This is a genomic window from Pseudochrobactrum saccharolyticum (assembly GCF_008801715.1).
Classification (GTDB): Bacteria; Pseudomonadota; Alphaproteobacteria; order Rhizobiales; family Rhizobiaceae; genus Pseudochrobactrum; species Pseudochrobactrum saccharolyticum.
Genome location: NZ_VZPG01000003.1, coordinates 258,515 through 280,963 on the forward strand (window position 1 = coordinate 258,515; position 22,449 = coordinate 280,963).

The window sequence follows — 22,449 nt, forward strand, 5'->3', positions numbered from 1 at the left end:
CCCGACACAACTTGTCTCAGCCTGTACCCGCGTGAGGCCGACAGGATTGGCGGTGTTTGTTTCATTGTAACCGGCGATCCACAGCACCGCGGCGCGGATAGATAGACAGATCTTCATCTTCCGGATCTGTCTCAAGGCGTTTCAGGATCGGGCAATGCGGCCGGTGATCCCCCTGACAGGCATTGACCAGCATTGTCAGTGTGTTGGACATATCCTGCAGCGCTTTGATTTTGATGGCGAGTTCGTCGATATGGCCTTGAGCCATTTGTTTGACTTCTGCGCTTTTGCGTGAATCATCCCGCCACAGGCTGAGAAGATCGCTGATTTCGGCAACGGAAAATCCCAGATCGCGTGCCCGCCGGATGAAGCGGAGCATATGCACATCAGTATTGGAATAATCACGATAGCCGGCGGATGTGCGGCCAGCGACCGGCACAAGTCCGATTTGCTCATAATAGCGGATCATTTTAGCTGATACGCCGGAAGCTTTTGCTGCCTGACCAATATTCATCGAGGTTCTCCTTCCAAGAATGTGCAGCCGGTCCGCATTAAAAGACCGGCTGCAAGACTTTGTCAGTTGGCGATTTTGAATGAACGCAAGCGCAGGGCATTACCCAGCACAAACACACTGGACAGTGCCATCGCTCCAGCGGCGAAAACCGGAGACAACAGAATGCCATAGGCCGGATAAAGCAGACCGGCTGCAACCGGAACCAGAGCGGCATTATAGATAAATGCCCAGAACAGGTTTTGCCGGATATTGCCGATGGTTGCTTTTGACAGGGCAATTGCATTCGGCACGCCCTGTAAGCTACCGGACATCAGAACAACATCTGCTGCTTCAATGGCGATATCTGTTCCTGTGCCGATGGCCAGACCCACATCCGCCTCGGCCAGTGCCGGTGCATCATTAATGCCATCGCCAACGAATGCAGTCTGACCATATTGAGCCTTCAGGCGGCGAATAGCTTCAACTTTGCCATTCGGTAATACTTCGGCCACGACCTCATCAATGCCCAGACGTGCTGCAATCGCTTTGGCTGTGCGGGCATTGTCACCGGTAATCATTGCCACTTTGAGGCCGAGATTATGCATGGCTTTAATGGCCGCAGGTGTGGTTTCCTTGATCGGATCGGCAACAGCAATGATGGCTGCCAGCTTGCCGTCGATTGCCGCATAAAGCGGGGATTTGCCTTCATTGCCAAGCCGTTCCGCGATTTTGGCAAAAGCAGCTACATCATGGCCGAGCTCGGTCATGTAACGGTCGGCACCAATCTCAATGCGTTTGCTATCCACTACCGCTTTGACACCGAAACCTGTTACCGATTCAAAATCGGATACGGGTGACAAGGAAAGTCCTTCATCTGCTGCCGCATCAACAATGGCACGGGCAATCGGATGTTCCGATTTTGCCTCTACTGCTGCAACAAGTGCCAGTATATTGGCACGATCGAAGCCATTTGCCAGTTCCAGATCCGTCAGAGCAGGTTTGCCTTCAGTCAGCGTGCCTGTTTTATCGAGAGCAACAACCTTGGCATCTTTGAGCAATTGCAGCGCTTCACCTTTGCGGAAAAGGACGCCGAGTTCCGCACCGCGACCGGTGCCGACCATGATTGAGGTTGGAGTTGCCAGACCCATGGCACACGGGCAGGCGATAATCAGCACGGCAACGGCATTCACCAATGCGAAAGTCAGCGCCGGTGACGGACCAAGAATGAGCCATGCGGCAAATGTCAGAGCGGCCACTGCAAAGACAGCCGGTACAAACCACATTGTCACTTTGTCGACCAGTGCCTGAATTGGCAGTTTTGAACCTTGTGCTTCTTCAACCATACGGATGATCTGGGACAGGACAGTGTTGCCGCCGACGGCGGTTGCACGATAGGCAAAGGCCCCTTTCTGGTTGACGGTGCCGCCGACGATCTCACTGCCAACGGATTTTACAACAGGGATCGGCTCACCGGTGATCATGGATTCGTCGACATAGCTGCTACCTTCGACGACTTCGCCATCGACTGGCAGGCGCTCACCCGGACGGACTTCAACAATATCACCGGACACAACATCATCAACCGGCAGATCGACGACTTGACCATTTCTGCGCACCCGTGCGGTTTTTGCCTGAAGACCCGCAAGACGTTTGATCGCCTCGGAGGTGCGCCCTTTAGCGCGGGCTTCCAGCAAACGGCCAAGCAGGATCAGCGTGACAATAACGGCTGCCGCTTCATAATAGACATTGATAGTACCGGCAGGCAGAAGGCGGGGGGCAAAGGTCGCAACCAGCGAATAGCCGTAAGCTGCAAGCGTGCCGACAGCCACCAGCGAGTTCATATCCGGTGCAAAACGGATAAGCGCCGGAAGTCCTTTTTCATAAAACCGGATACCCGGAATGAAGAGCACCAAAGTCGTCAGAGCAAACTGGATATACCAGTTCCACTGCATGCCGATGGTTGATTCAATCAGCCCGTGTACACCCGGAATAATATGCGATCCCATTTCCATCAGGAAAACAGGAAGCGTCAGAACCGCCGCTATGGTGAAATCGCGGGTCAGCTCACGCCGTTCGGTTTCTTTTCGCTCTGCCCGTGCGTCATCCTCATTGCTGCTCTGGCTACCTGAGCCTGCAATCAGCTTGGCCTCATAACCGGCATCAGCAATTGCCGCGATCAGGTCTGCGGTACTCGCCGTTCCGTGAATAGTTGCGCGTTCTGTTGCCAGATTGACCACAGCATTTGTAACGCCTGAAATAGCTTTCAATGCACGTTCAACACGGCCGACACAGGATGCGCAGGTCATGCCTTCAACGGAGAGCTCCACGGGGCCGGTTGCCGCAGGCATTTGCGCAGGCACGGAGTAGCCAGCCTTTTCGATGGCTTCGATTAATCTCACGCGAGGGACAGTTGAGTCGGTTGTGATATTCGCGCGCTCTGTTGCCAGATTGACCGACACAGTTTCAACGCCTGGCACAGCTTTCAGTGCGCGTTCAATACTGCCGACGCAGGATGCGCAGGTCATTCCTTCAACAGGTAAGGACACAGTTTCAGATAAGTCTTTTGCTCGAACGGGGGCATTCATAGCCGCCTCCTTTTCTTTCCGAAAATTTAAATTCGGTGCGAGCATGAGGCTTCCAACAATTGGAAGGTCAAGAGCAAAAATTTCTTTGTTTTCACCCTTGACCTTTCCATGGTTGGAAACCCCATCTTGATGTCATGAGAGCCAAATAAAGGAGAAGTCTCATGGAACTGAAGATCGAAAATATGACCTGCGGCGGTTGCGCTAAATCCGTGACCAAAGCCATTCAGTCGGTAGATGCCAATGCGAAGATTGAAACCGATCCGGCAACACGGCTGGTAAGAATTGAAACTGCTGTCAGTTCTGATGCATTGCAGAAAGTTCTCGAAGAGGCAGGTTATCCCGCAGCTGTGAACTAAACAGGGGAATGATTATGAACAAGCTGAGCCTTATTCTTATCGCAGGCGCACTTGCTGTGAGTGTCGGGCTGGTATTTGTACAAAACCGGCTGGAAGTGAAAGGCGGAATGCAAGGACATTCCATGCAGGGTATGGCGATGCCGGATCATGCAATGCGGACAGAAGAGGCGTCTTCTGAGTCGACACCGGTGCCGTGACAATCAGCTGGCAATGTGTTGAGGATTCGCTATATCCGCATCATGAAGAACCCGCTGCGATCATTTCGCAGCGGGTTTTACTGTATTTTATTCGGCTATAGCCGCGATTGGTAATGTTTCCGGCGTGAAGAATATATCTGCATGCATATCTTCTTTTTGTAATCCGCGGGCAAAAGTAACAGCCATTGCTGCATCAACCATCAATGGTGGCCCCGCGACATAGGCTTTCCAGCCGCTGAAATCAGAAATGTCTTCTGCAACCGCGCGGGTCACAAAACCGCTCCGGTAAAGTTCAGAGCGTGCCTCTGATAAGACCGGTGTGAACGACAGGTTCGGATGCTTTTCTGTCAGACCGCGAAAATGCTCCGTGAGATAAAGATCACGTTCGGAGCGTGCGCCGAAATAGATATGAATCTTCTGTTTCATACCATGGGCAAGAGCGGTTTCTACAATAGATTTGATCGGGGCAAGTCCTGAGCCTCCGGCAATACACAGGATCGGGTCACTATGATACTGCCGCAGGAACGAAGCCCCTAAAGCGACCTCCATCTTTATGGGATCACCGGTTTTCAATGTCTGATGTACATAGCCGGATGTAATGCCTGCGGGAACATGGCGGATGTGAAATTCTAAGTGTCTCTCACCGGAGCGGTTTGCCATGGAATAGCTGCGGGAAGGTACGCTGTTAAAGCTGAGTTCAGCATATTGTCCCGCCGAAAAATGCAGCGGCAAACCATTTTCAGGCGTGACTTGCACCAGTTTGATATCATGGGTGAGATCTTCAATACGGGTAACAATACCTTTTAGCTGCTGCGCAGGTTGTAGTTCTTCATGCTCTGCGCCCAGCCATGCCACAGTTGCATCTGTCAGCGGTACAGAACGGCATGCGAGAATTAATCCTTCGGCTTTTTCCTCGTCAGAGAGAGCGAAACGGGAATGCTGAAGCATCTCCACTTCCCCTTCGATAAGGCGGGATTTACAGGAGCCGCAGCGGCCGGATTTGCAACCGTGAGGATAGGAAATACCTGATGTCAAAGCCGCTTCCAGCAGAGTTTGCCCGTCAGCACAGGTAATACTGCTGCGGGCCTGACGGATATCAATGCGTTTTGATGTCATCGTTGTGCCTCTGATGTTTTCAGCTGTGCATCTGACAAACCTAGCGCCTTCATCAAGCCGGGTTTCTGGCTCAAAAATGTGCCGTAAAAAACCTGATCGCCGACAATGCTGATCGGTGCAACACGCACACCGGTACGTGTTTTGGCTTCTTCTCCGATCAGCGGATCGGTGAGATCACGTTCCTCATAGGCAATCTTTTGCTGGGCGAGCCAGTGCTTGAGTGCATGGCAATCGGGGCAGGTCGGAGTTGTATAGATGAGGAGTTGCGGTGTACCGGCATTCATCTTTTTGCCTTTCTCTGAATGGGACAAGGTTCCTCTGAAAACAGCGACTGAATTGTGCTGCCAGAACAACATTGCAGGCACGATGCAGCTTCCAGCGCTTGTAAGGTCAAGAGCTGTTTCCGGCCGAAAAACGAAACGTTACAAAGCGGGGAGGGATGTTTATCGGAGCAAGACAGAAATTTTTTGTTTTGCTTTTAAGGCTCTTGACCTTTCCATCGTTGGAAACACCACCTTCATCAAAATTGAGCGCGGTATCTCCTGAAGATGCCTTTATGAAGGTAAACTGAAATGAAAAAGAAAATCACGGCACTGTACTTGACCGGTGTCGTTATTATCGGCGGGGCATTATTTTATCCCGATAAATCAGAGCTGTATGTCAGCCGTTTCCTCACATTTCTCTCGTCGGCCGCTATTCCTTATGCTGCCGCGCAATCGGGAGAAATGCCCGCACCGCAGGTGCCTGTAGCAGAAGTCGTAACGCGTAAGGTTGCTCTGTCTACAGAATTTACCGGCCATCTGGAGGCAAGTAAGCTTGTGGAGCTGCGTCCGCGTGTTGGCGGTGCAATTGAGACAGTGAGTGTCCCGGAGGGAGAGCTGGTTCAATCGGGGCAAGCTCTGTTTGAGATTGATGCCAGACCGTTTCAGGTCGTTCTTGATGCTGCCAAGGCGGAGTTGCAGCAGGCAGAAGTTTTGCTGGAGCATGCTGAAACCAATTTCAAGCGCACGGCCAGTCTTGCGCCAAACGGCACAGTCTCCCGAAAGACTTTTGACGATGCTCAGGCGGCACGCAGTCAGCGTCAGGCTCAGCTTGCTATCGCTAAAGCGGCGGTTGCCGCTGCCGAGCTTGATCTGTCCTTTACCCGCGTGACTGCTCCTGTTGACGGGCGCGTTGACCGCGTTTTGGTGCATGAAGGCAATCTGGTAACAGGGGGAAATGCTGGCAATGCGACATTGCTTACGACTATCGTCAGCACCGATCCGCTCTATGTATATTTCGACATTGATGAGGCGACTTATCTCAGCTTTGTCGTGCGTGCCTGGGCTCAGGAACATGGCAAAGCTAACACCGCATTGCCGGTGCAGATCGCACTGATGACGGATAAGGAGTTCGCCTATAACGGAGCTCTGGATTTTATCAGTAATCGTATCGACAGAAGTACCGGCACCATTCGTGCCCGTGCTGTCGTTGAAAATCCTGAAGGCATACTGGCCCCCGGACTTTTTGCACGCATAAAACTGGCGACCTCAGAGCCGCTGCAAACAGTTCTGATTGATGATCAGGCCATCGGCACAGATCAGGGGCGTCGTTATGTGCTGGTTTTAGGTGAGGGCAATAAAGCCGAATTTCGTCCGGTGGAAATCGGGACGATAGTCGATGGTTTGCGCGTTATTTCTTCCGGTCTGCAAGTGGGTGAAAAGATCATTGTGAAGGGGCTTGTTGGCCCCGGCATGCAGGTCACGCCACAGATGATTTCAATGGTACCGGAGCGGGTTTCTGACAGCGCTCAGGCAGAGGCTTCTCAACAGGAGGCGCGTCGATGAAGATCCCGCGCTTTTTTGTCGACCGCCCGATTTTTGCGGTCGTGCTTTCTGTCCTGATGCTGATTGCAGGCGGACTGACCTTGCTGAAACTGCCGCTGAGTGAATATCCTCAGGTCACACCGCCGACTGTACAGGTCACAGCCAGCTATCCGGGAGCCAATCCGGAAGTGATTGCTGAAACCGTCGCCGCGCCATTGGAACAGGCGATTAACGGCGTCGAGAATATGCTCTATATGGGTTCGCAGGCTGCAACCGACGGGCGTATGACGCTGACAATTGCATTCCAGCAGGGCACTGATCCTGATATGGCGCAAATTCAGGTGCAAAACCGCGTTGCCCGTGTGCTGCCACGCCTGCCGCAGGAAGTGCAGCGTATCGGTGTTGTGACGCAAAAAACCTCGCCGGATATTCTGATGGTGGTGCATCTGGTGTCACCGGATGGGCGTTATGACCCGCTCTACTTGTCCAATTATGCGCTTTTGCAGGTGCGCGATCAGCTGGCGCGCGTGCCGGGGGTTGGTGATGTTCTGGTCTGGGGCGCCGGCGAATATTCGATGCGGGTCTGGCTTGATCCGAATAAAGTTGCGGCACGCGGTCTGACTGCGTCCGATGTGATTGCAGCAATTCAGGAGCAGAATGTGCAGGTCGCTGCCGGTTCGGTTGGTCAGCAACCGGACGCTTCTTCAGCATTTCAGGTGACAGTCAACACACTTGGCAGATTGTCCAATGAGGAGCAGTTCGGCGATATTGTTGTTAAAACCGGTTCTGAGGGACAGGTAACCCGCCTGCGGGATGTTGCCCGTATCGAACTTGGTGCGGATGCTTATGCGCTGCGCAGTCTTTTGGACGGTAAACCGGCACTGGCCATTCAGATTATTCAAAGTCCGGGCGCGAATGCGCTGGATGTGTCCGCAGCTGTTCGCGATGCAATGAATGTTCTGGAGAAAGATTTTCCGGAAGGTATAGAATATCGTATCGCCTATGATCCGACAGTCTTCGTTAAGGCCTCTCTGGAAGCCGTGGTGATGACATTGCTGGAAGCTATCGTACTGGTGGTTCTTGTCGTCGTGCTGTTTTTGCAAACATGGCGTGCTTCGATTATTCCGCTTGTTGCCGTGCCGGTGTCACTGGTTGGCACATTCGCCCTGATGTATCTGTTCGGCTTCTCGCTGAATACATTGTCGCTGTTCGGGTTGGTGCTTTCTATCGGTATCGTGGTCGATGATGCGATTGTGGTTGTGGAAAATGCAGAGCGCCATATCGCCTTGGGAGAGACACCTAAAGAAGCCGCGCGTAAGGCTATGGATGAAGTGACGGGGCCGATTATCGCCATTACCTCGGTGCTGTCGGCAGTGTTTATTCCATCTGCCTTCCTCACCGGATTACAGGGCGAGTTCTACCGGCAATTCGCGCTGACGATTGCTATTTCAACCATTCTGTCCGCAATCAATTCTTTGACATTGTCTCCGGCACTTGCAGGTGTTTTGCTGAAACCGCATCACGGCGAAGTAAAACGCGACAGGCTTACCATTATCATTGACCGGCTGTTTGGCTGGTTTTTCCGGCGCTTCAATCTGTTCTTTGATCGTGTTTCCAATGCCTATGTCTGGTCGGTACGCCGTGCCATTCGGCTGAGCGGTCTTGTCCTGCTGGTTTATGCTGCTTTGGTCGGCACGACATGGCTTGGTTTTCAGACTGTGCCGATTGGTTTCGTGCCCGCACAGGATAAATATTATCTGGTTGGTATTGCCCAATTGCCAAGCGGCGCTTCGCTTGATCGCACGGAGGCTATGGTCAAAACTATGTCCGAAATCGCTCTGGCCGAACCGGGCGTAGAAAGTGTTGTTGCCTTTCCGGGGCTTTCGGTGAATGGCATGGTCAATATTCCCAACGCTGCTGTGATGTTTACAATGCTCAAGCCGTTTGATGAACGGAAAGATCCGTCATTATCTGCTTTTGCGATTGCAGGCCGCTTGATGGGTAAATTCAGTCAGATACCCGATGGTTTCGCGGGTATTTTCCCACCGCCGCCTGTGCCGGGTCTCGGCTCTACCGGTGGTTTTAAAATTCAGCTTGAAGATCGCGCCGGACTTGGTTTTGAGGCATTAGCAAAAACGCAGGGTGAGATCATGGCTAAGGCGATGCAAACACCGGAACTGGCAGGTATGCTGGCCAGTTTCCAGGTGAATGCGCCGCAAGTGCAGGTGGATATCGACCGCGTCAAAGCTAAAACACAAGGTGTGCCGCTCAATACAATATTTGAAACATTGCAGGTCTATCTCGGCTCGCTCTATGCCAATGATTTCAACCGTTTTGGGCGTACCTATCGTGTGATGGTGCAGGCCGATGCTCCCTTTCGTATGCAGCCGCAGGATATCGGGCGCCTGAAAGTGCGTAATGCCGCCGGAGATATGATCCCGCTATCAGCTCTGCTGACAGTGAAGGATAGTTCGGGACCGGATCGTATCATGCATTATAACGGTTTCCCTTCGGCGGATATCAGCGGCAGTCCTGCACCCGGCTATTCTTTCGGGCAGGCAACCGCCGCGATAGAGCGCATAGCTCTGGAAACAATGCCTGCCGGTATGGCTTTTGAATGGACGGAACTTGCCTATCAGGAAAAACAGGCAGGCAATGCAGCCATGTATGTTTTCCCACTGTCTGTATTGCTCGCTTTTCTCATTCTTGCGGCACAATATAACAGCTGGTCATTGCCTTTTTCGGTTCTGCTGATTGCGCCAATGGCATTGTTATCAGCGATTGCCGGTGTCTGGCTCACAGGCGGCGACAATAATATTTTCACACAGATCGGCTTCGTGGTTCTGGTGGGGCTTGCCGCTAAAAACGCTATTCTGATTGTGGAATTTGCCAGAGCCAAAGAGGATGAAGGTGTTGATCCGCTCAATGCGGTTCTGGAAGCTGCAAGACTGCGTCTGCGGCCGATCCTGATGACTTCGCTGGCTTTCATTGCCGGTGTTGTTCCTCTGATGCTGGCAACAGGGGCGGGAGCAGAGATGCGCCATGTGATGGGGATTGCGGTTTTTGCCGGTATGCTCGGAGTGACGTTGTTTGGGCTGGTGCTGACACCGGTCTTCTACGTTCTGGTGCGGCGTATGACACTTGCCCGTGAACAGTCTAAAATTAAAGCTGAAGTTCAGGTCAATGAGAAAAGCGGCACTGCGTGATCGCAGGCTGTACCGCTTTTCGTATAAATTTAAATGGTGATCATTGGAGGTGGGTGGAAACGCGCCTCCATAAAACCGGCGATAAATTATTTTTGCTTTTAAATACATAATATGTATTATGGAACTAAACTATATGAAGTTAATAAGTTACCGGTCGCTTTGCCTATTTGCCAATAAATGCGCCCGACGATCATGCCCCCGTCTACAGTAAACTTCAGGTTCCAGCGAGAATACAAAGGCCATTGTTTTATTAACAACATGCAAAATTAAACACTTTACAACAGAGCCATTGCGACGTCGCTATTTATTCATCCATATTTATTGCAATTGTAATATTAGAAGAAAATTTTAAATTAAAAATTTTAATAAAACTGGAAGTATTATGAAAACTTCTCCTTGTTCATTTTCCATTATTATTTTGACTTTATTGACGTCTCCATCAATAGCGCAGGCATGTTTGACACAAAGAGTACAGCATTTTGAAAACCAAAATGTCAAAGTGTGGACATATCATATTTGCCCCAAAGAAGAACTCCCTTTCCATACACATCAAAACCCACGTGTTTTAATATCTACTGAAGATGGCGAACTAGATGTGATCTATAAAGACGGTAAAAAATCAAAAATCATCCTGAAAAAGAATATCCCTTTATATGTGGATGCGAAACAAGGATTTGCTCTACATAAAGATCTAAATAATGGAAACCATCCAATCAATGTTACAGTGATCGAACTTAAGGGGTGAAAATAATGACAGTAACACAGGTCATACCTATTGATGTGGACTCCAACTTTAAGACCGGCACATTAAACTTTCTTGCTCGTCTTGGTGAGGAATACATGACTGCACCGTGGCCAGATCCCGGCGTTCAGATAGCATGAAATCAAGGGCTTGATCATCGCGACCAAAAACCCGGTACAGCTAAGTCCATTTGCTGCGAACCTTGATATAGGTTTCATCGGCACGCCACGAATGAGCCGTAGGACGTATGCGCAGCTGAGCCTGCGCGGTGATCTTCAGTGTGTAGCGCACGCCCCAGCGTGCTCAAGGTGGCATGGTCGACGGATACGCCGCATTCGGTCAGAATTTCCTGAAGGTCACGATAGGAGAATGCATAGCGCACATAAAAGAAAACCGCATGCAGGATGACACTTTGGGGAAATGAGCCCCTTTGAAATCGACCGCCATCTGCTATCTCTTCACCGAGTTACATACACATAGGGAAGCATAACTCAGCAGGAATGAAAATTTTGCGACAGAACCCGCTGACGTAACCCTGCCTAAAAGGCCGACCAATCGTTACCCTGAGTTATTGTTTTGGGATCCATGCACTAAAACCATGCGGATTGCTTGTTAAAATTTTCCGACAACATTCAGGAAAACGCCGCGATCATTGAGTGAAAGATCGCGCAGATCATCCGAAAAATTGCCGAAATTATAGCCGACTCCAACTTTGAAATTATCGCCCACATGGCGATAAATGGCGGTTAATGCGCCATAATCCGTCGTTCCCGCTTCCGGCATAACCATCACGCGTCCTTCGAGCAGAGCATCCCAGTTTTTCACAATATGCAGATCCGTGCGGATAACCCCAAGATGCGCCGATGATGTTTGCCAGAGGCCGAATTTATTGCGATCCTCACCCAGAAGGCGATAGCGCACTTTGCCATAACGAAAGCCATATTTAGCACCCACCGACAGCCATGGCAAAAGATCGTAAGTAAAATCTGCCGACAGAATATGGCTACGCTGCGCAGGGCCATATTCGTCACCCGTTATGGCACTGACTTGATTCCCGCCCGGCTGATCATAGAGCCAGATATATTTGAATAACGCATTCAGCCGGTCATTGCTGACGGGGCGATAAGCATAGCCCAAAGATGTTTCAACATAATCACCGCCACGAAAAGAACTCTCGCCCGTAGTGTCGGATAAAACAGCATCAACCGCCGCCAGCAAACGCCAGTCATTACTAGTTTTCCAGCCAAGACCGGCCGCCAGAAGATAGGTATTGACATCACGCGTTCCGTCATCTGAATTTTCAAACCGTGCCTCGCCGCGAATACGCCCGCTGATAAAGTCCTCATCTTTATAAGCGACAGACAGTGACACAGCCTTGCGGTCAAAATCGGAGCGTTCGTGTCCTGTCACCGGATCAATTGTATTGTCCTCAACGGTTCCCGCTTCAAAACCACCATCAAATTTCCAGACTTTATCCGGCGTATAGACCACCCCATAGGATTTGGTGAGCGACCGGTGATATCCGAATAGATCATAGTTGTTTTCAGCATAACCTGACCAGTAATCGTCAAACTGCCGGCGCGCACCTAAAATAAATGTACCGCGATCAGACCCCGATAAATCATAGCTCCGGTTCACATCAAAGGCACGATCAGGGTCAAGACGATAGCCAAAATAATAGGTGTCCTCTGCTGTCGGATTATAAGCGACAGCAGCAAGTCCGCCCAAACCTGTAGCACCGTAGGAAAGCTCTCCCTCGAGATCAATCTTGTCCGTCAGCCTGAATTTTGTACCGGCTCCAAGGCGATCCCCGCGACGAATATCACCCGAACGCGTGACTGTCGCCTGCCCGAACAAATAATAGAGATGATCCGCATCCGGTGCATAATCGAGACGCACACCCGCATCAGCACGTGAACCATTATATCCCGATTTATAGGCGCTTGTGAGCGGGTTCTGCAATTCCATATAGGAAACGCCGAAAGACATTTTCCAGTATTCATTGAGTTGCTTGCTGATCGCAACTGTGCCTTTGCGTTTCGTTCGTCCTCCGATGCGTTGATTATCTATGTCGCTATAGGCCTGATCTTCCGCGAAATCATCATAGATCAAATCCAGATTGACTTTATCTGTCACATCAATATCAGCATAGGCACCCCAGCTGCGCTGATCGGCAGCAATTTGCTCAGCCAAGGTGGAAAACCCGGCCTGTTTTTCCTGATAATAAATGCCGGCTGTTCCCTTCAGGCCGCTTGCGGTCAGGTCTTCCAGATTAAGCTGTGCTTTCGTGCGCCAAGCCATTGCCGCGCGGTCACGCCTGCCGGTGGTGTTAACATCGCTCAATGTCAGGCCGCCATCGGCAGACCGCGACATACCAAAACCCGGTCCCTCTGAACGGGAAAACTCGCCCTCGATAAATGTTTTTTCTGAATGTCTGATCGCGATATCAGCGCCATAGGCTTGCTGGTTTGCAGGGCCGGTATTTTCACTCATGCCGGTGACACCGATACGGATTTTATCATTCAGCCATTGTTGGGCGCGTCCGCCATAGACATAGCCATCAATTTCTCCGATCGGCGGCGTATATTCATATTGCGCTATCAAATAGACTTTATTGCCACCCAATGCGCTTTCACGCACCGGATCAGACGTACCGGTTGAAGAGGATAAAGGCCGCTTCAAAAGCAGTAAGCCCTGAAGATAATCAAAGGAATAATCGTCACCAATGCGCAGTGTCCGGCGCTCCTGCACCTGACCGGTAATCGGATCGCGTATCTCGATTGTAACACTTTCCGACCCCACGGTAATATCCTGCCGGCGCATGAAATAGACCGAACCGCCTGTGGCCAGAAACTCATCGCGTTGCGGCAGCGTATCGGGTTGCGCTGCATAAAGTGTGACCTCGGATCGTCGTTCGCCAAAAGATGTTGTATCCTCCGAGCGATAGACAGCACTTGCACCATAAAGCGCACGCTCGGAGCGCATAAATTCTGTGCCTTTGATGATTGTTTTGTAATTTCCCCACATCACATGGCTGTCGCCGCGCTCAAGCCGCACATAGAGTTTGCCATTTGTCGGCGCATCATCAATCATAGTGGAATCATCACCATAGACCGGATAAAAATCATCCGGATCCAGACGACGCAGAAGCTGGCGCGGATCTTTGGCGTCCATGCCGCGAAACATATTCCCGATTTTGTCTTCGCCGCTATCTCCGGCAGCTGTCAGCAGATATTTACCCTGAATTTTGCCTTTCAGATAAAAGGCCAGCCGCCCTTTAGTATAGACTTCGTCATATTCTCCGGAGCGTACAAATTGGATATTTTTGTCGCCACTGCGCTTACCAACCGTCAGATCAGTCAGCGCTACATAAAACCAGTCATTCTGCGGAATATTGATCTGCCGTTTGAAGTCAAGCGCACTACCTTTAAGCCCGTTGATAACCGCCACATCAACATCATGATCACCTGAAGGCAGAATACGCTGCATAACGAATGCACGGTTTTTATCAATGGGAATAGTATCGTTGAGTACCCGAACCTGATAACCGTCTGGCACATTACGCCCGTATACGGTGACTGCACCACCCCAAACCGGAATATTACGCAACGCCGTAAAGTCATCGCCCATGCCAGGCGCTACGCCTTCAAACGGCGCATCCTGTTCCGGCTTCAGATCACGGCTTGTACGCACAAGAGAGCGCGGTAATGTTTCATCATAGCGGCCTTTACTGTCATATACGCGCAAAACATAGGTATATCGCGGCTCCGTATTGCTTGTCAGCGGCTGCATAGCGGGCATCACCCAACCAGCTTGCCCATTAATCCTCACCGGAATTGTTGTAATCAGCTCTTCTTTTTTGTCATCGTCCTCCGCAAAAATACGAATTTCCGAGTGTTCGATAAAGGCCGGATAATTGGCTGTAGCGTGAAATACGATCTGCTCTCCCGTTTTATAGGCACGCCGGACGGGTATTGTAGAAATATTCAGCATTGGCTGCACATCAAGCCCGTCAAACTTAACCTGAATATCCACTGCATTCATACCGACATCTGTTTCACGCTGCATGTCGGCAGACTGTTTTTGCCCGTTAGTTTGTTTCGTTGCACCAGCCTTGCTTTCCGGTTGTTTGCTTTCAACAAGAGGTTGGCCATCAACACTGATCGAAAACGGAATATCACCGCCCTCTGCGCTTCCGTCCTGCTCTACATTAGGCGCTATAGGCACATCCCTGACTGTTGATTGTGCATTCAACACCGGATTGCGCTGCGGCAGCCTGCCCTCTCTGGGCTGCTGAGCAGAGGCTGCGCTCAAACCGAGAACGAGCGTTGCACAGCCGGTCAAGAGAGCACAGGGCATCAGGCTATTAGAACAGGCAGAGCCGGTTTTGCATGCACTGGAGTTTAATCTTTGCCGCTTCATTTGCCTGCCTCCACGCGTGTTTCAATGTTGAGTTGATACCCGCTTCGACCGGCCTTCCATCTTCGGGATATCTCCTTCTGCACCACCTTCATTCGCTGTCCGGCAAGCTTTTGATTTTTTGTCTGATAGGTTATACGCAAGGTCGAGCGCTCCCGGCTCAGAACAGCAATCAGCTGATCCAGCCCCTCATTCCATTGCTTTTTCAACTCAAGGCCACTGGCAACGAAGGCATCATCTTTCAGGCTGAGCCGTACCAAACGTCCGAGCGCAGCACCAAAATTGATCTTCGTCATTTTACCGGCGGTGAGGCGCACAACACGCGGGTTCTCGGTCGTCAGGCGATAACCTGTCGGCAAGGTGCGCGGGTCGAGCTTCATGATAAAATTGCTGCCAATCCGAGGATCAGGCAGCGCAGCGCAGGCCACATGAAAGCGGCCAAATTTATCCGTTGTTATCAGCAGGCCGTTAACCGTGGCGACACGAACCGCAGGCAGACCGGGTTCGCCCTCGTCCTGATAGCCATTGCTGTTGCGGTCATCGAATACTTTGCCAATAATTTCACCGCATTCAAAAACCGGCTCAACCATAATTTCGATTTCCGCCGTGGCAGCAGGGGCAAGGGTGTTGCCTGAAGAATCTGTCACGGTAGCGTGGTTGCTATGTCTGCCCGATGCCGCCGAACTCAGCGCCAGCATTTGCAAGCGGAGCACGATTTCAGAATTCGCGGCAACGGAAAGATTAGTGAAAACAATATTCAGACCATTCACCACCGGCACTGTCGCCACACCGTCTATTTCTGCGGAATCCTCCACGTAGCGGAATCCGGCTGGTATTTTGTCCGTGACGTTGAGATCAGAGACCAGACGATTACTCTTATTCATCACCTTGATGGTAAACGGAGCCTTCTCACCGCGTCGGATCTGCCGCAAGCTTGCCTGTTTTGTAATAATAATATCAGAGGGTTCAGCGACTTTCGTGACCACACATTGCGGATGGGCTGCGCTGCAATCGGGTGGGGTCTCGTCACTGCGATAGGCGACATTGGCCACTTGAGAGGTGCCCGCCGGCAGCGGGTCTTTGACCTTCAGCGTGGCATTGAGCACAAGTGTGCCCGCAGTCCCGCCCACCTGTGCCGGAATGGTCAGAGCGCTCCAGTTGATCTGCGCCCCGTCATCGGCACCGCCCTGATCGGCCAGGACAAATTCGGTATTGGCGTCATAGCGGTCGCTCAGAGCATAATCTGTGACCGGCGAGCCGCCATGATTGGTGAGCGTGATCTGATAGCGCAGCTCCTCACCCGGTTCCGCCTGACCGGCCAATGTGCCGCTCTCACCCGACAGGGTCTTGGCAATCGTTACCGCACCGGCTGTCGGGATGGTCACACATTGCGGATGGGCTGCGCTGCAATCGGGTGGGGTCTCGTCACTGCGATAGGCGACATTGGCCACTTGAGAGGTGCCCGCCGGCAGCGGGTCTTTGACCTTCAGCGTGGCATTGAGCACAAGTGTGCCCGCAGTCCCGCCCACCTGTGCCGGAATGGTCAGAGCCCTCCAGTTGATCTGCGCCCCGTCATCGGCACCGCCCTGATCGGCCAAGACAAATTCGGTATTGGCGTCATAGCGGTCGCTCAGAGCATAATCTGTGACCGGCGAGCCGCCATGATTGGTGAGCGTGATCTGATAGCGCAGCTCCTCACCCGGTTCCGCCTGACCGGCCAATGTGCCGCTCTCACCCGACAGGGTCTTGGCAATCGTTACTTTCGGGCAAAGCGTAGTAACTTTCATCTGCCCAAGAAACCCTTGCGAGGGCGGAGCAGACTTGATGTGAACAATGATCGTATTCAGACCGGAGTGCCAACTGGCCTTCAGCTCTCCTGATGCCTGAGTCCCTGCGCGGAAACCCTGATAATTGTATCTGTCATACTCATTTTGTGCAGGATCACTTGGATTGGTATATATAATATTCGAGCGCACACCTTGTGGCTGACCATTAACCCAAACATCCCAAACGGAATTGTCCGAATAAAAGTCCATAGCCAACCTGAAAGCAGCAATATCTACTTCAGAAGCAAGGTTAAACTGATAGCGGTAGAAAATATCGTAGTTAGATTTCCGATCTGGAGAATGCACAGCAGTGGGCGTGTAAGAAATCCAGCCAGCATTGTTAAAAGGGGAGCGAACCCAACTAGAGGGCTTAGCATCCACAATCTGTGCATTCACAAATTTCAGATCACTTGGCAACGGTGATCCGTAAAACGGTTTTTCACGGATCGCAACATCCCATCTTGGATCGCTGCCTGAACTTACCGGCGGCCCCGCATTGCCGCCATAGGCTGTATTGAAGATTGAACCATTTGTTGTGCATGATATAGTCGGTATGGACTGCGAGTAGGCAGAATTTACTTCAAAAACAACAAATAAATTTGCTAAAACAAGCACATATGAGAAATGCACAAGCAATGAATTAGAATAAAATTTTAATATTCTATGAAAATTTATTTTAAGTTTATTTAAATAAAACTCACCAATATTTAGACAACACATGAGCCACCCCTCGTATATGTATCCATATATTCGAGCCGCGCATTGTCTATCATGAGTGACATAGCCGCTCATTAATCCGAATATCATGAGCGCCTAATGAAATATCTCCCAATTTTAAATTATTTTTCTATAACAAAGAAATATGAGCTCCGTTGCAAAAGTGCGTTCTGCACGGAACGGAGCTTTACTGTGGACGCGGTTATATGCGCTCGCGTAGGTTTATTTATCTGTGTGCCGTCGTGGATTGATTCAGTCGCCCGGTTCTATCCTGGCGGTTGTCGATCACGATGAAGGCGGACTTCTGCATTGAAGCAGTCGAGGAGGTGCTTGCGCGTTACGGCAAGCCAGAAATCTTCAACACAGATCAGGGTTTACACGCACGTCCATTGACTTCACTGCCATGCTGAAGAAGGCCGAAATTACCATCTCGATGGATGGAAAGGGCGCCTGGCGCGTCAATGTCTTCTTTGAGCGGCTGTGGCGGTCGATTAAATATGTGACATAATCGCGGCGGAAATCCACTTAGCCAAACGCACGAAACTGTTCAGACAATCTGAACCACCTCTTACCGCGATGGCGTAAACTCGCCTCATACTGAGCCCAATTGTGATCCGGTATTTTTGCTTGTGGATCTTATGGCGATAATCAGAATTGTGTTTGATTGGCATAAGCAGGTTCACGAGCAAGTCAAAACTCAACCTATACCATCCAACTCTATACGATCATTAAAGCTGAAATCGCATCCCTGCACTAACACCTCCAAAGCCCATCAAATTGGGATATTCACGAGTAAATTATCGATCTATCATTTACCAAGATAATTTCACGTGGTGATGAACATGTTTATCAGCTGTTCAAAAATTTCTTATCAAATAATAGCTTTATTGGTTTTATTTTTTTCATCTGAATCCGTATTTGCCACTGATTTGACCATTGCTTCCGGCGATACTGGTAACGGTCAGGCATTATTACGTAAGCAACTGGATGATTTTGAAAAAATAACCGGCAATAAAGTCGCGATCGTCGATATGCCATCCAATTCTTCCGACCAGTTTGCCCAATATCGTCTATGGCTGGCAGCTGGCAATACGGATATTGATCTTTACCGAACTGATATTGTTTGGGCTCCGCAATTGGCTGATCAGTTTCTCGATCTGAGCAGTGCAGCCAAAGATATTGTAGCAGCGCATTTTCCATCAGTCATTCAAAGTCAGACTGTGAATGGTAAACTGATTGCGCTTCCGCTGTTTGCGGATGCGGCAGTGCTGTTTTATCGCAAAGATTTGCTGGAAAAATACCAAAAATCAGTTCCGAAAACTTTCGACGAGCTCACTGAAACAGCGCAATATATTCAAGATAAAGAACGTATGTCTGGCAATAAAGGTATAAATGGCTATGTGTTTCAAGCCAATGCCTATGAAGGCCTCACCTGCACTGCGCTGGAATGGATAAAATCTTTTGGCGCTGGACAAGTCGTAGAAGCAGACGGCTCAATAAGCATCAATAATAAGAACGCCATTAAAGCGCTTGAGAATGCGCATGATTGGGTTGGCTCAATAGCGCCGCAGGGGGTGCTAGGCTATGGTGAAGAAGAAAGCCGTGGTGTCTGGCAAACCGGTAATGCGGTATTTCTGCGGAACTGGCCTTATGTTTATCCGCTGAGTAATAATGCAGACAGTCCTATACGTGGCAAAGTCGGCGTAACAGCTTTGCCGTCTGCTCATGTGGATGAACCATCAGCAGCAGCTCTCGGCGGATGGAATATTGCAGTCTCCAGATATTCGCAACACACGCAACAGGCCATTGAGCTTGCGAAATTCCTTGCTTCAAAACAAGCGCAGAAAGAGCGTGCAATTGCGCTTTCTCTGCTGCCGACAATCCGAACACTCTACGATGACCCACAGATAATTGATGCGCAACCATTGTTGCCGCAATGGAAACCGATATTCGAAACGGCCGTTGCGCGCCCGTCAGCGCCAACAAAAACCAAATATAATGAGGTTTCTTCACTGTTTTGGAGCGCTGTGCATGACACCTTGTCAGGAAACGGCACTGCGGCCGACAATCTTGCTCGACTTGAAGAAAAACTCACTATTCTCAAAGGAAACGCCTGGTAACCGGAGATAGGCATGAAATGGTTACTATAGATAAAGCCGGTTCAAAATATATTGCAAAGCCATTGCAACGCTTCGATTTTTTATTAAGCCGGCAACGAATGGCGATACTGTTTCTTATGCCTGTCGGCTTGGTTTTAGCTGTGGTTGCGTTCTGGCCATTGTTTCGCACAATCTATTTCTCTTTCACAGATGCCAGACTGACCAACCTTGATGAGGCACGCTGGCTAGGGTTGCAAAATTATCTGTCATGGAGTGAGTTACAAAGTGGACGGGTTATCTATTCCGGCTTGTTAATTGATATGGTGTGGTGGCAGGCTGTATGGAACACCGTTTATTTCAGTTTCGTCTCCATTTTTTTTGAGACAGTTTTTGGCATGATTATCGCACTCGTACTGAATTGCTCATTTAGAGGGCGGGGTCTGGTGCGCGCTGCTATTCTTATTCCTTGGGCAATTCCTACTATTGTTTCAGCGAGACTCTGGGGATGGATGCTCAATGATCAGTTTGGTATTTTAAATGACCTTTTCTTGCGCATTGGTGTGATTTCGCATCCTGTTGCCTGGACAGCGAGTGCTGATACCGCGATGATTGCGGTAATCATTGTAGATGTCTGGAAAACAACTCCATTCATGGCTTTGTTGTTGTTAGCCGGTTTACAGATGATCCCGCGTGAAATTTATGAGGCGGCGCGGGTGGATGGTGTGCACCCAGTCAAACAGTTCTTCTGCTTAACCCTGCCATTGCTACGTCCTGCACTGATCGTGGCAATTATTTTCCGCATGTTGGATGCCATGCGAATTTTTGATCTGATCTATGTTTTGACACCCAACAGTTCGCAAACGAAAACTATGTCTGTTCTCGCTCGCGAAAATCTAATTGATTTTGACAAGTTTTCCTATGGCGCAGCGCAATCAACGCTGTTGTTCCTGATCCTTGCATTGATGGCTATTTTTGTGCTGAGCTTTGGCAAATCGCCCCTCCGAAAGGAGCCGCAGTAATGGTGTCAATTTTTATACGAACCTGCGCATTATACTTGCTGGTTGCGATTATTATTATACTTGCGATTTTCCCTTTTTATTATGCGATTACGACCAGCATGCAAACGGGAACGGCTCTGTTTGAAGTGCATTACTGGCCTGAAAATCTGTCTTTGGCGAATTACTACGCGGTTATCAATACGAGCAATTTCCCACGCAATATTTTCAACTCGATATTGGTTGCGAGTATAACAGTATTATTATCACTATTGTTCTCTGTGCTGGCGGCCTACGCTTTATCCCGCACACGGTTTCGCGGTCGTAATCTGATCCTGATGGTGATCCTTTCCATCTCTATGTTTCCGCAAATTGCTGTGCTCGCTGGCCTGTTTGAAACGATCCGTTTTTTGGGTCTGTATAACCGTATTGCTGGTCTCGTCTTTTCTTACATGATTTTTACGCTCCCTTTTACGGTCTGGATTTTAACGTCTTTTATGCGTGAGCTTCCTTTGGAGATTGAAGAGGCCGCGATTATTGACGGTGCCGGGTCATGGACGATAGTTACACGCATTTTTTTACCTCTGATGTGGCCTGCTATGGTGACAACCGGCCTACTGGCCTTCATTGCCGCATGGAATGAATTTTTGTTTGCGCTGACTTTTACTTCATCCTCTGAAATGCGCACCATTCCCGTGACAATAGCATTGTTAACCGGCGTGAGCGGGCATGAAGTGCCGTGGGGTAATATTATGGCGGCATCCACGATTGTCACGATGCCATTGATTATTCTTGTTTTGATTTTTCAACGGAAAATCATTTCCGGTCTGACAGCCGGTGGTGTCAAAGGATAGAACTCATGACACATATCCAGCTGGATAATCTTCATAAATCCTATGGCGCATTGCAAGTAATCAAAGGTGTTGACCTTGAGATTGCATCGGGTGAGTTCATGGTATTCGTAGGCCCTTCAGGGAGTGGAAAATCGACACTTTTACGTATGATTTCCGGACTTGAGGATATTACAGACGGCACACTTTTATTCGACGGCAATGTCGTTAATCAGCTGGCACCTTCACAGCGAGGCATAGCGATGGTGTTTCAGTCCTATGCGCTATATCCGCATATGACTACTTACAGAAATATGGCTTTCGGTCTTAAATTGGCCAAGCATAGCCGAAAAGAGATTGACTGGCGCGTGCGTGAAGCTGCCGAGATGTTACAAATCACACCCTATCTTGAATCCCTGCCACGCCAGCTTTCCGGAGGACAGCGCCAGCGTGTTGCCATCGGCCGCGCTATCGTACGTAATCCGCGGGTATTTTTGTTTGATGAGCCTTTGTCCAATCTCGATGCAGCTCTTCGTGTTGCGACGCGCATAGAAATAACAAGGCTCAAACAAAAAATGCCGCAAACAACTATGATCTATGTCACCCATGATCAGGTTGAAGCTATGACTCTTGCCGACCGCATATGTATCTTACGCGAAGGAAGGGTCGAGCAAGTCGGCACACCGTCAGAACTTTATGAAGCACCATGCTCATTGTTTGTTGCGGGCTTTGTCGGTTCACCCAAAATGAATATTTTGAACGGGCGTTTTGCTGCCGCGTTTGGTGCGCACACGGTTGGGATACGCCCAGAACATCTCATACTTTCTCCCACGCCTGCGAACTGGAGTGGCAAGGTCATTTTGCGAGAAAATCTCGGCGCAGAAGCCTATCTTTATATTGATATTGGCGCGGGTGAGCCTCTGATCGTGCGGGACAATGCAACGGTCACGCCGGTAATGCAGCAAGCTGAAAAACCGACGCATATCGCCGTTAAACATAGCGAATACCTTTATAAATTCGACGCAAGCGGCCATTTCCTGGGGCGCGGCGCGACATAAGGAGACAA

General features: G+C 50.0%; 15 protein-coding genes and 2 pseudogenes. 10 read left to right on the top strand and 7 right to left on the bottom strand.

From position 1 onward, the window contains the following. Positions 1-61 precede the first annotated feature (61 nt). Both cueR and F7P81_RS11335 read right to left on the bottom strand, forming a co-directional pair. Positions 62-511, bottom strand: coding sequence for a Cu(I)-responsive transcriptional regulator (gene cueR, locus F7P81_RS11330; protein WP_151159586.1), 450 nt, complete (start codon positions 509-511; stop codon positions 62-64). A 62-nt stretch (positions 512-573) separates the two neighbouring features. Beyond that, positions 574-3,075, bottom strand: coding sequence for a heavy metal translocating P-type ATPase (locus tag F7P81_RS11335; RefSeq protein ID WP_151159587.1), 2,502 nt, complete (start codon positions 3,073-3,075; stop codon positions 574-576). Positions 3,076-3,236: 161 nt separating this feature from the next. Between F7P81_RS11335 and F7P81_RS11340 the strand changes: the two genes are divergently transcribed. After that, positions 3,237-3,431, top strand: coding sequence for a heavy-metal-associated domain-containing protein (locus F7P81_RS11340; RefSeq protein ID WP_121992388.1), 195 nt, complete (start codon positions 3,237-3,239; stop codon positions 3,429-3,431). Positions 3,432-3,445: 14 nt separating this feature from the next. Continuing rightward, complete coding sequence (locus tag F7P81_RS11345) at positions 3,446-3,628, top strand: hypothetical protein (RefSeq protein WP_151159588.1); 183 nt, start codon at positions 3,446-3,448, stop codon at positions 3,626-3,628. An 87-nt stretch (positions 3,629-3,715) separates the two neighbouring features. Here F7P81_RS11345 and F7P81_RS11350 read toward each other — a convergent pair whose 3' ends face one another. Together F7P81_RS11350 and F7P81_RS11355 are read right to left on the bottom strand one after the other, a co-directional pair. Next, positions 3,716-4,744, bottom strand: a complete 1,029-nt coding sequence (locus tag F7P81_RS11350; RefSeq protein ID WP_151159589.1) for a 2Fe-2S iron-sulfur cluster-binding protein — start codon at positions 4,742-4,744, stop codon at positions 3,716-3,718. Then, on the bottom strand, positions 4,741-5,055 hold the full coding sequence (locus F7P81_RS11355; protein ID WP_425499963.1) for a glutaredoxin family protein: 315 nt from the start codon (positions 5,053-5,055) through the stop codon (positions 4,741-4,743). The genes F7P81_RS11350 and F7P81_RS11355 overlap by 4 nt, the downstream gene beginning before the upstream one ends. 261 nt (positions 5,056-5,316) lie before the next feature. Between F7P81_RS11355 and F7P81_RS11360 the strand changes: the two genes are divergently transcribed. From F7P81_RS11360 to F7P81_RS11370, 3 genes are all read left to right on the top strand, one after another. Next, positions 5,317-6,570: an efflux RND transporter periplasmic adaptor subunit gene (locus tag F7P81_RS11360; protein WP_151159590.1), complete on the top strand. Its 1,254-nt coding sequence runs from the start codon at positions 5,317-5,319 to the stop codon at positions 6,568-6,570. After that, positions 6,567-9,755: an efflux RND transporter permease subunit gene (locus F7P81_RS11365; protein WP_151159591.1), complete on the top strand. Its 3,189-nt coding sequence runs from the start codon at positions 6,567-6,569 to the stop codon at positions 9,753-9,755. The genes F7P81_RS11360 and F7P81_RS11365 overlap by 4 nt, the downstream gene beginning before the upstream one ends. A gap of 382 nt (positions 9,756-10,137) precedes the next feature. Next, the gene (locus F7P81_RS11370; protein WP_151159592.1) at positions 10,138-10,500 is read left to right on the top strand and encodes a cupin domain-containing protein; all 363 of its coding nucleotides are present in this window, start codon (positions 10,138-10,140) and stop codon (positions 10,498-10,500) included. A gap of 99 nt (positions 10,501-10,599) precedes the next feature. Here the strand turns inward: F7P81_RS11370 and F7P81_RS11375 are convergent. The 3 genes and pseudogenes from F7P81_RS11375 to F7P81_RS11385 all read right to left on the bottom strand — a co-directional run. After that, positions 10,600-10,944, bottom strand: a pseudogene (locus F7P81_RS11375) (DDE-type integrase/transposase/recombinase); the annotation flags it as partial. 165 nt (positions 10,945-11,109) lie between these two features. Then, positions 11,110-14,724 carry a TonB-dependent receptor gene (locus tag F7P81_RS11380; RefSeq protein ID WP_246176106.1) on the bottom strand — a complete coding sequence of 1,205 codons (3,615 nt, stop codon included), beginning with the start codon at positions 14,722-14,724 and terminating at the stop codon, positions 11,110-11,112. 191 nt (positions 14,725-14,915) lie between these two features. Then, positions 14,916-16,952, bottom strand: coding sequence for a DUF11 domain-containing protein (locus F7P81_RS11385; RefSeq protein ID WP_170265260.1), 2,037 nt, complete (start codon positions 16,950-16,952; stop codon positions 14,916-14,918). Between the two features lie 719 nt (positions 16,953-17,671). Here F7P81_RS11385 and F7P81_RS11390 point away from each other — a divergent pair. From F7P81_RS11390 to F7P81_RS11410, 5 genes and pseudogenes are all read left to right on the top strand, one after another. After that, positions 17,672-17,958: pseudogene (locus tag F7P81_RS11390) on the top strand (DDE-type integrase/transposase/recombinase); the annotation flags it as partial. A gap of 337 nt (positions 17,959-18,295) precedes the next feature. After that, complete coding sequence (locus tag F7P81_RS11395; protein ID WP_374828088.1) at positions 18,296-19,579, top strand: ABC transporter substrate-binding protein; 1,284 nt, start codon at positions 18,296-18,298, stop codon at positions 19,577-19,579. Positions 19,580-19,596: 17 nt separating this feature from the next. Further along, positions 19,597-20,577 carry a carbohydrate ABC transporter permease gene (locus F7P81_RS11400; protein WP_151159595.1) on the top strand — a complete coding sequence of 327 codons (981 nt, stop codon included), beginning with the start codon at positions 19,597-19,599 and terminating at the stop codon, positions 20,575-20,577. After that, positions 20,577-21,407: a carbohydrate ABC transporter permease gene (locus F7P81_RS11405; RefSeq protein WP_151159596.1), complete on the top strand. Its 831-nt coding sequence runs from the start codon at positions 20,577-20,579 to the stop codon at positions 21,405-21,407. Before F7P81_RS11400 ends, F7P81_RS11405 begins: the two co-directional genes overlap by 1 nt. A 5-nt stretch (positions 21,408-21,412) precedes the next feature. Continuing rightward, positions 21,413-22,441, top strand: a complete 1,029-nt coding sequence (locus F7P81_RS11410; RefSeq protein WP_151159597.1) for an ABC transporter ATP-binding protein — start codon at positions 21,413-21,415, stop codon at positions 22,439-22,441. Positions 22,442-22,449: the final 8 nt, after the last annotated feature.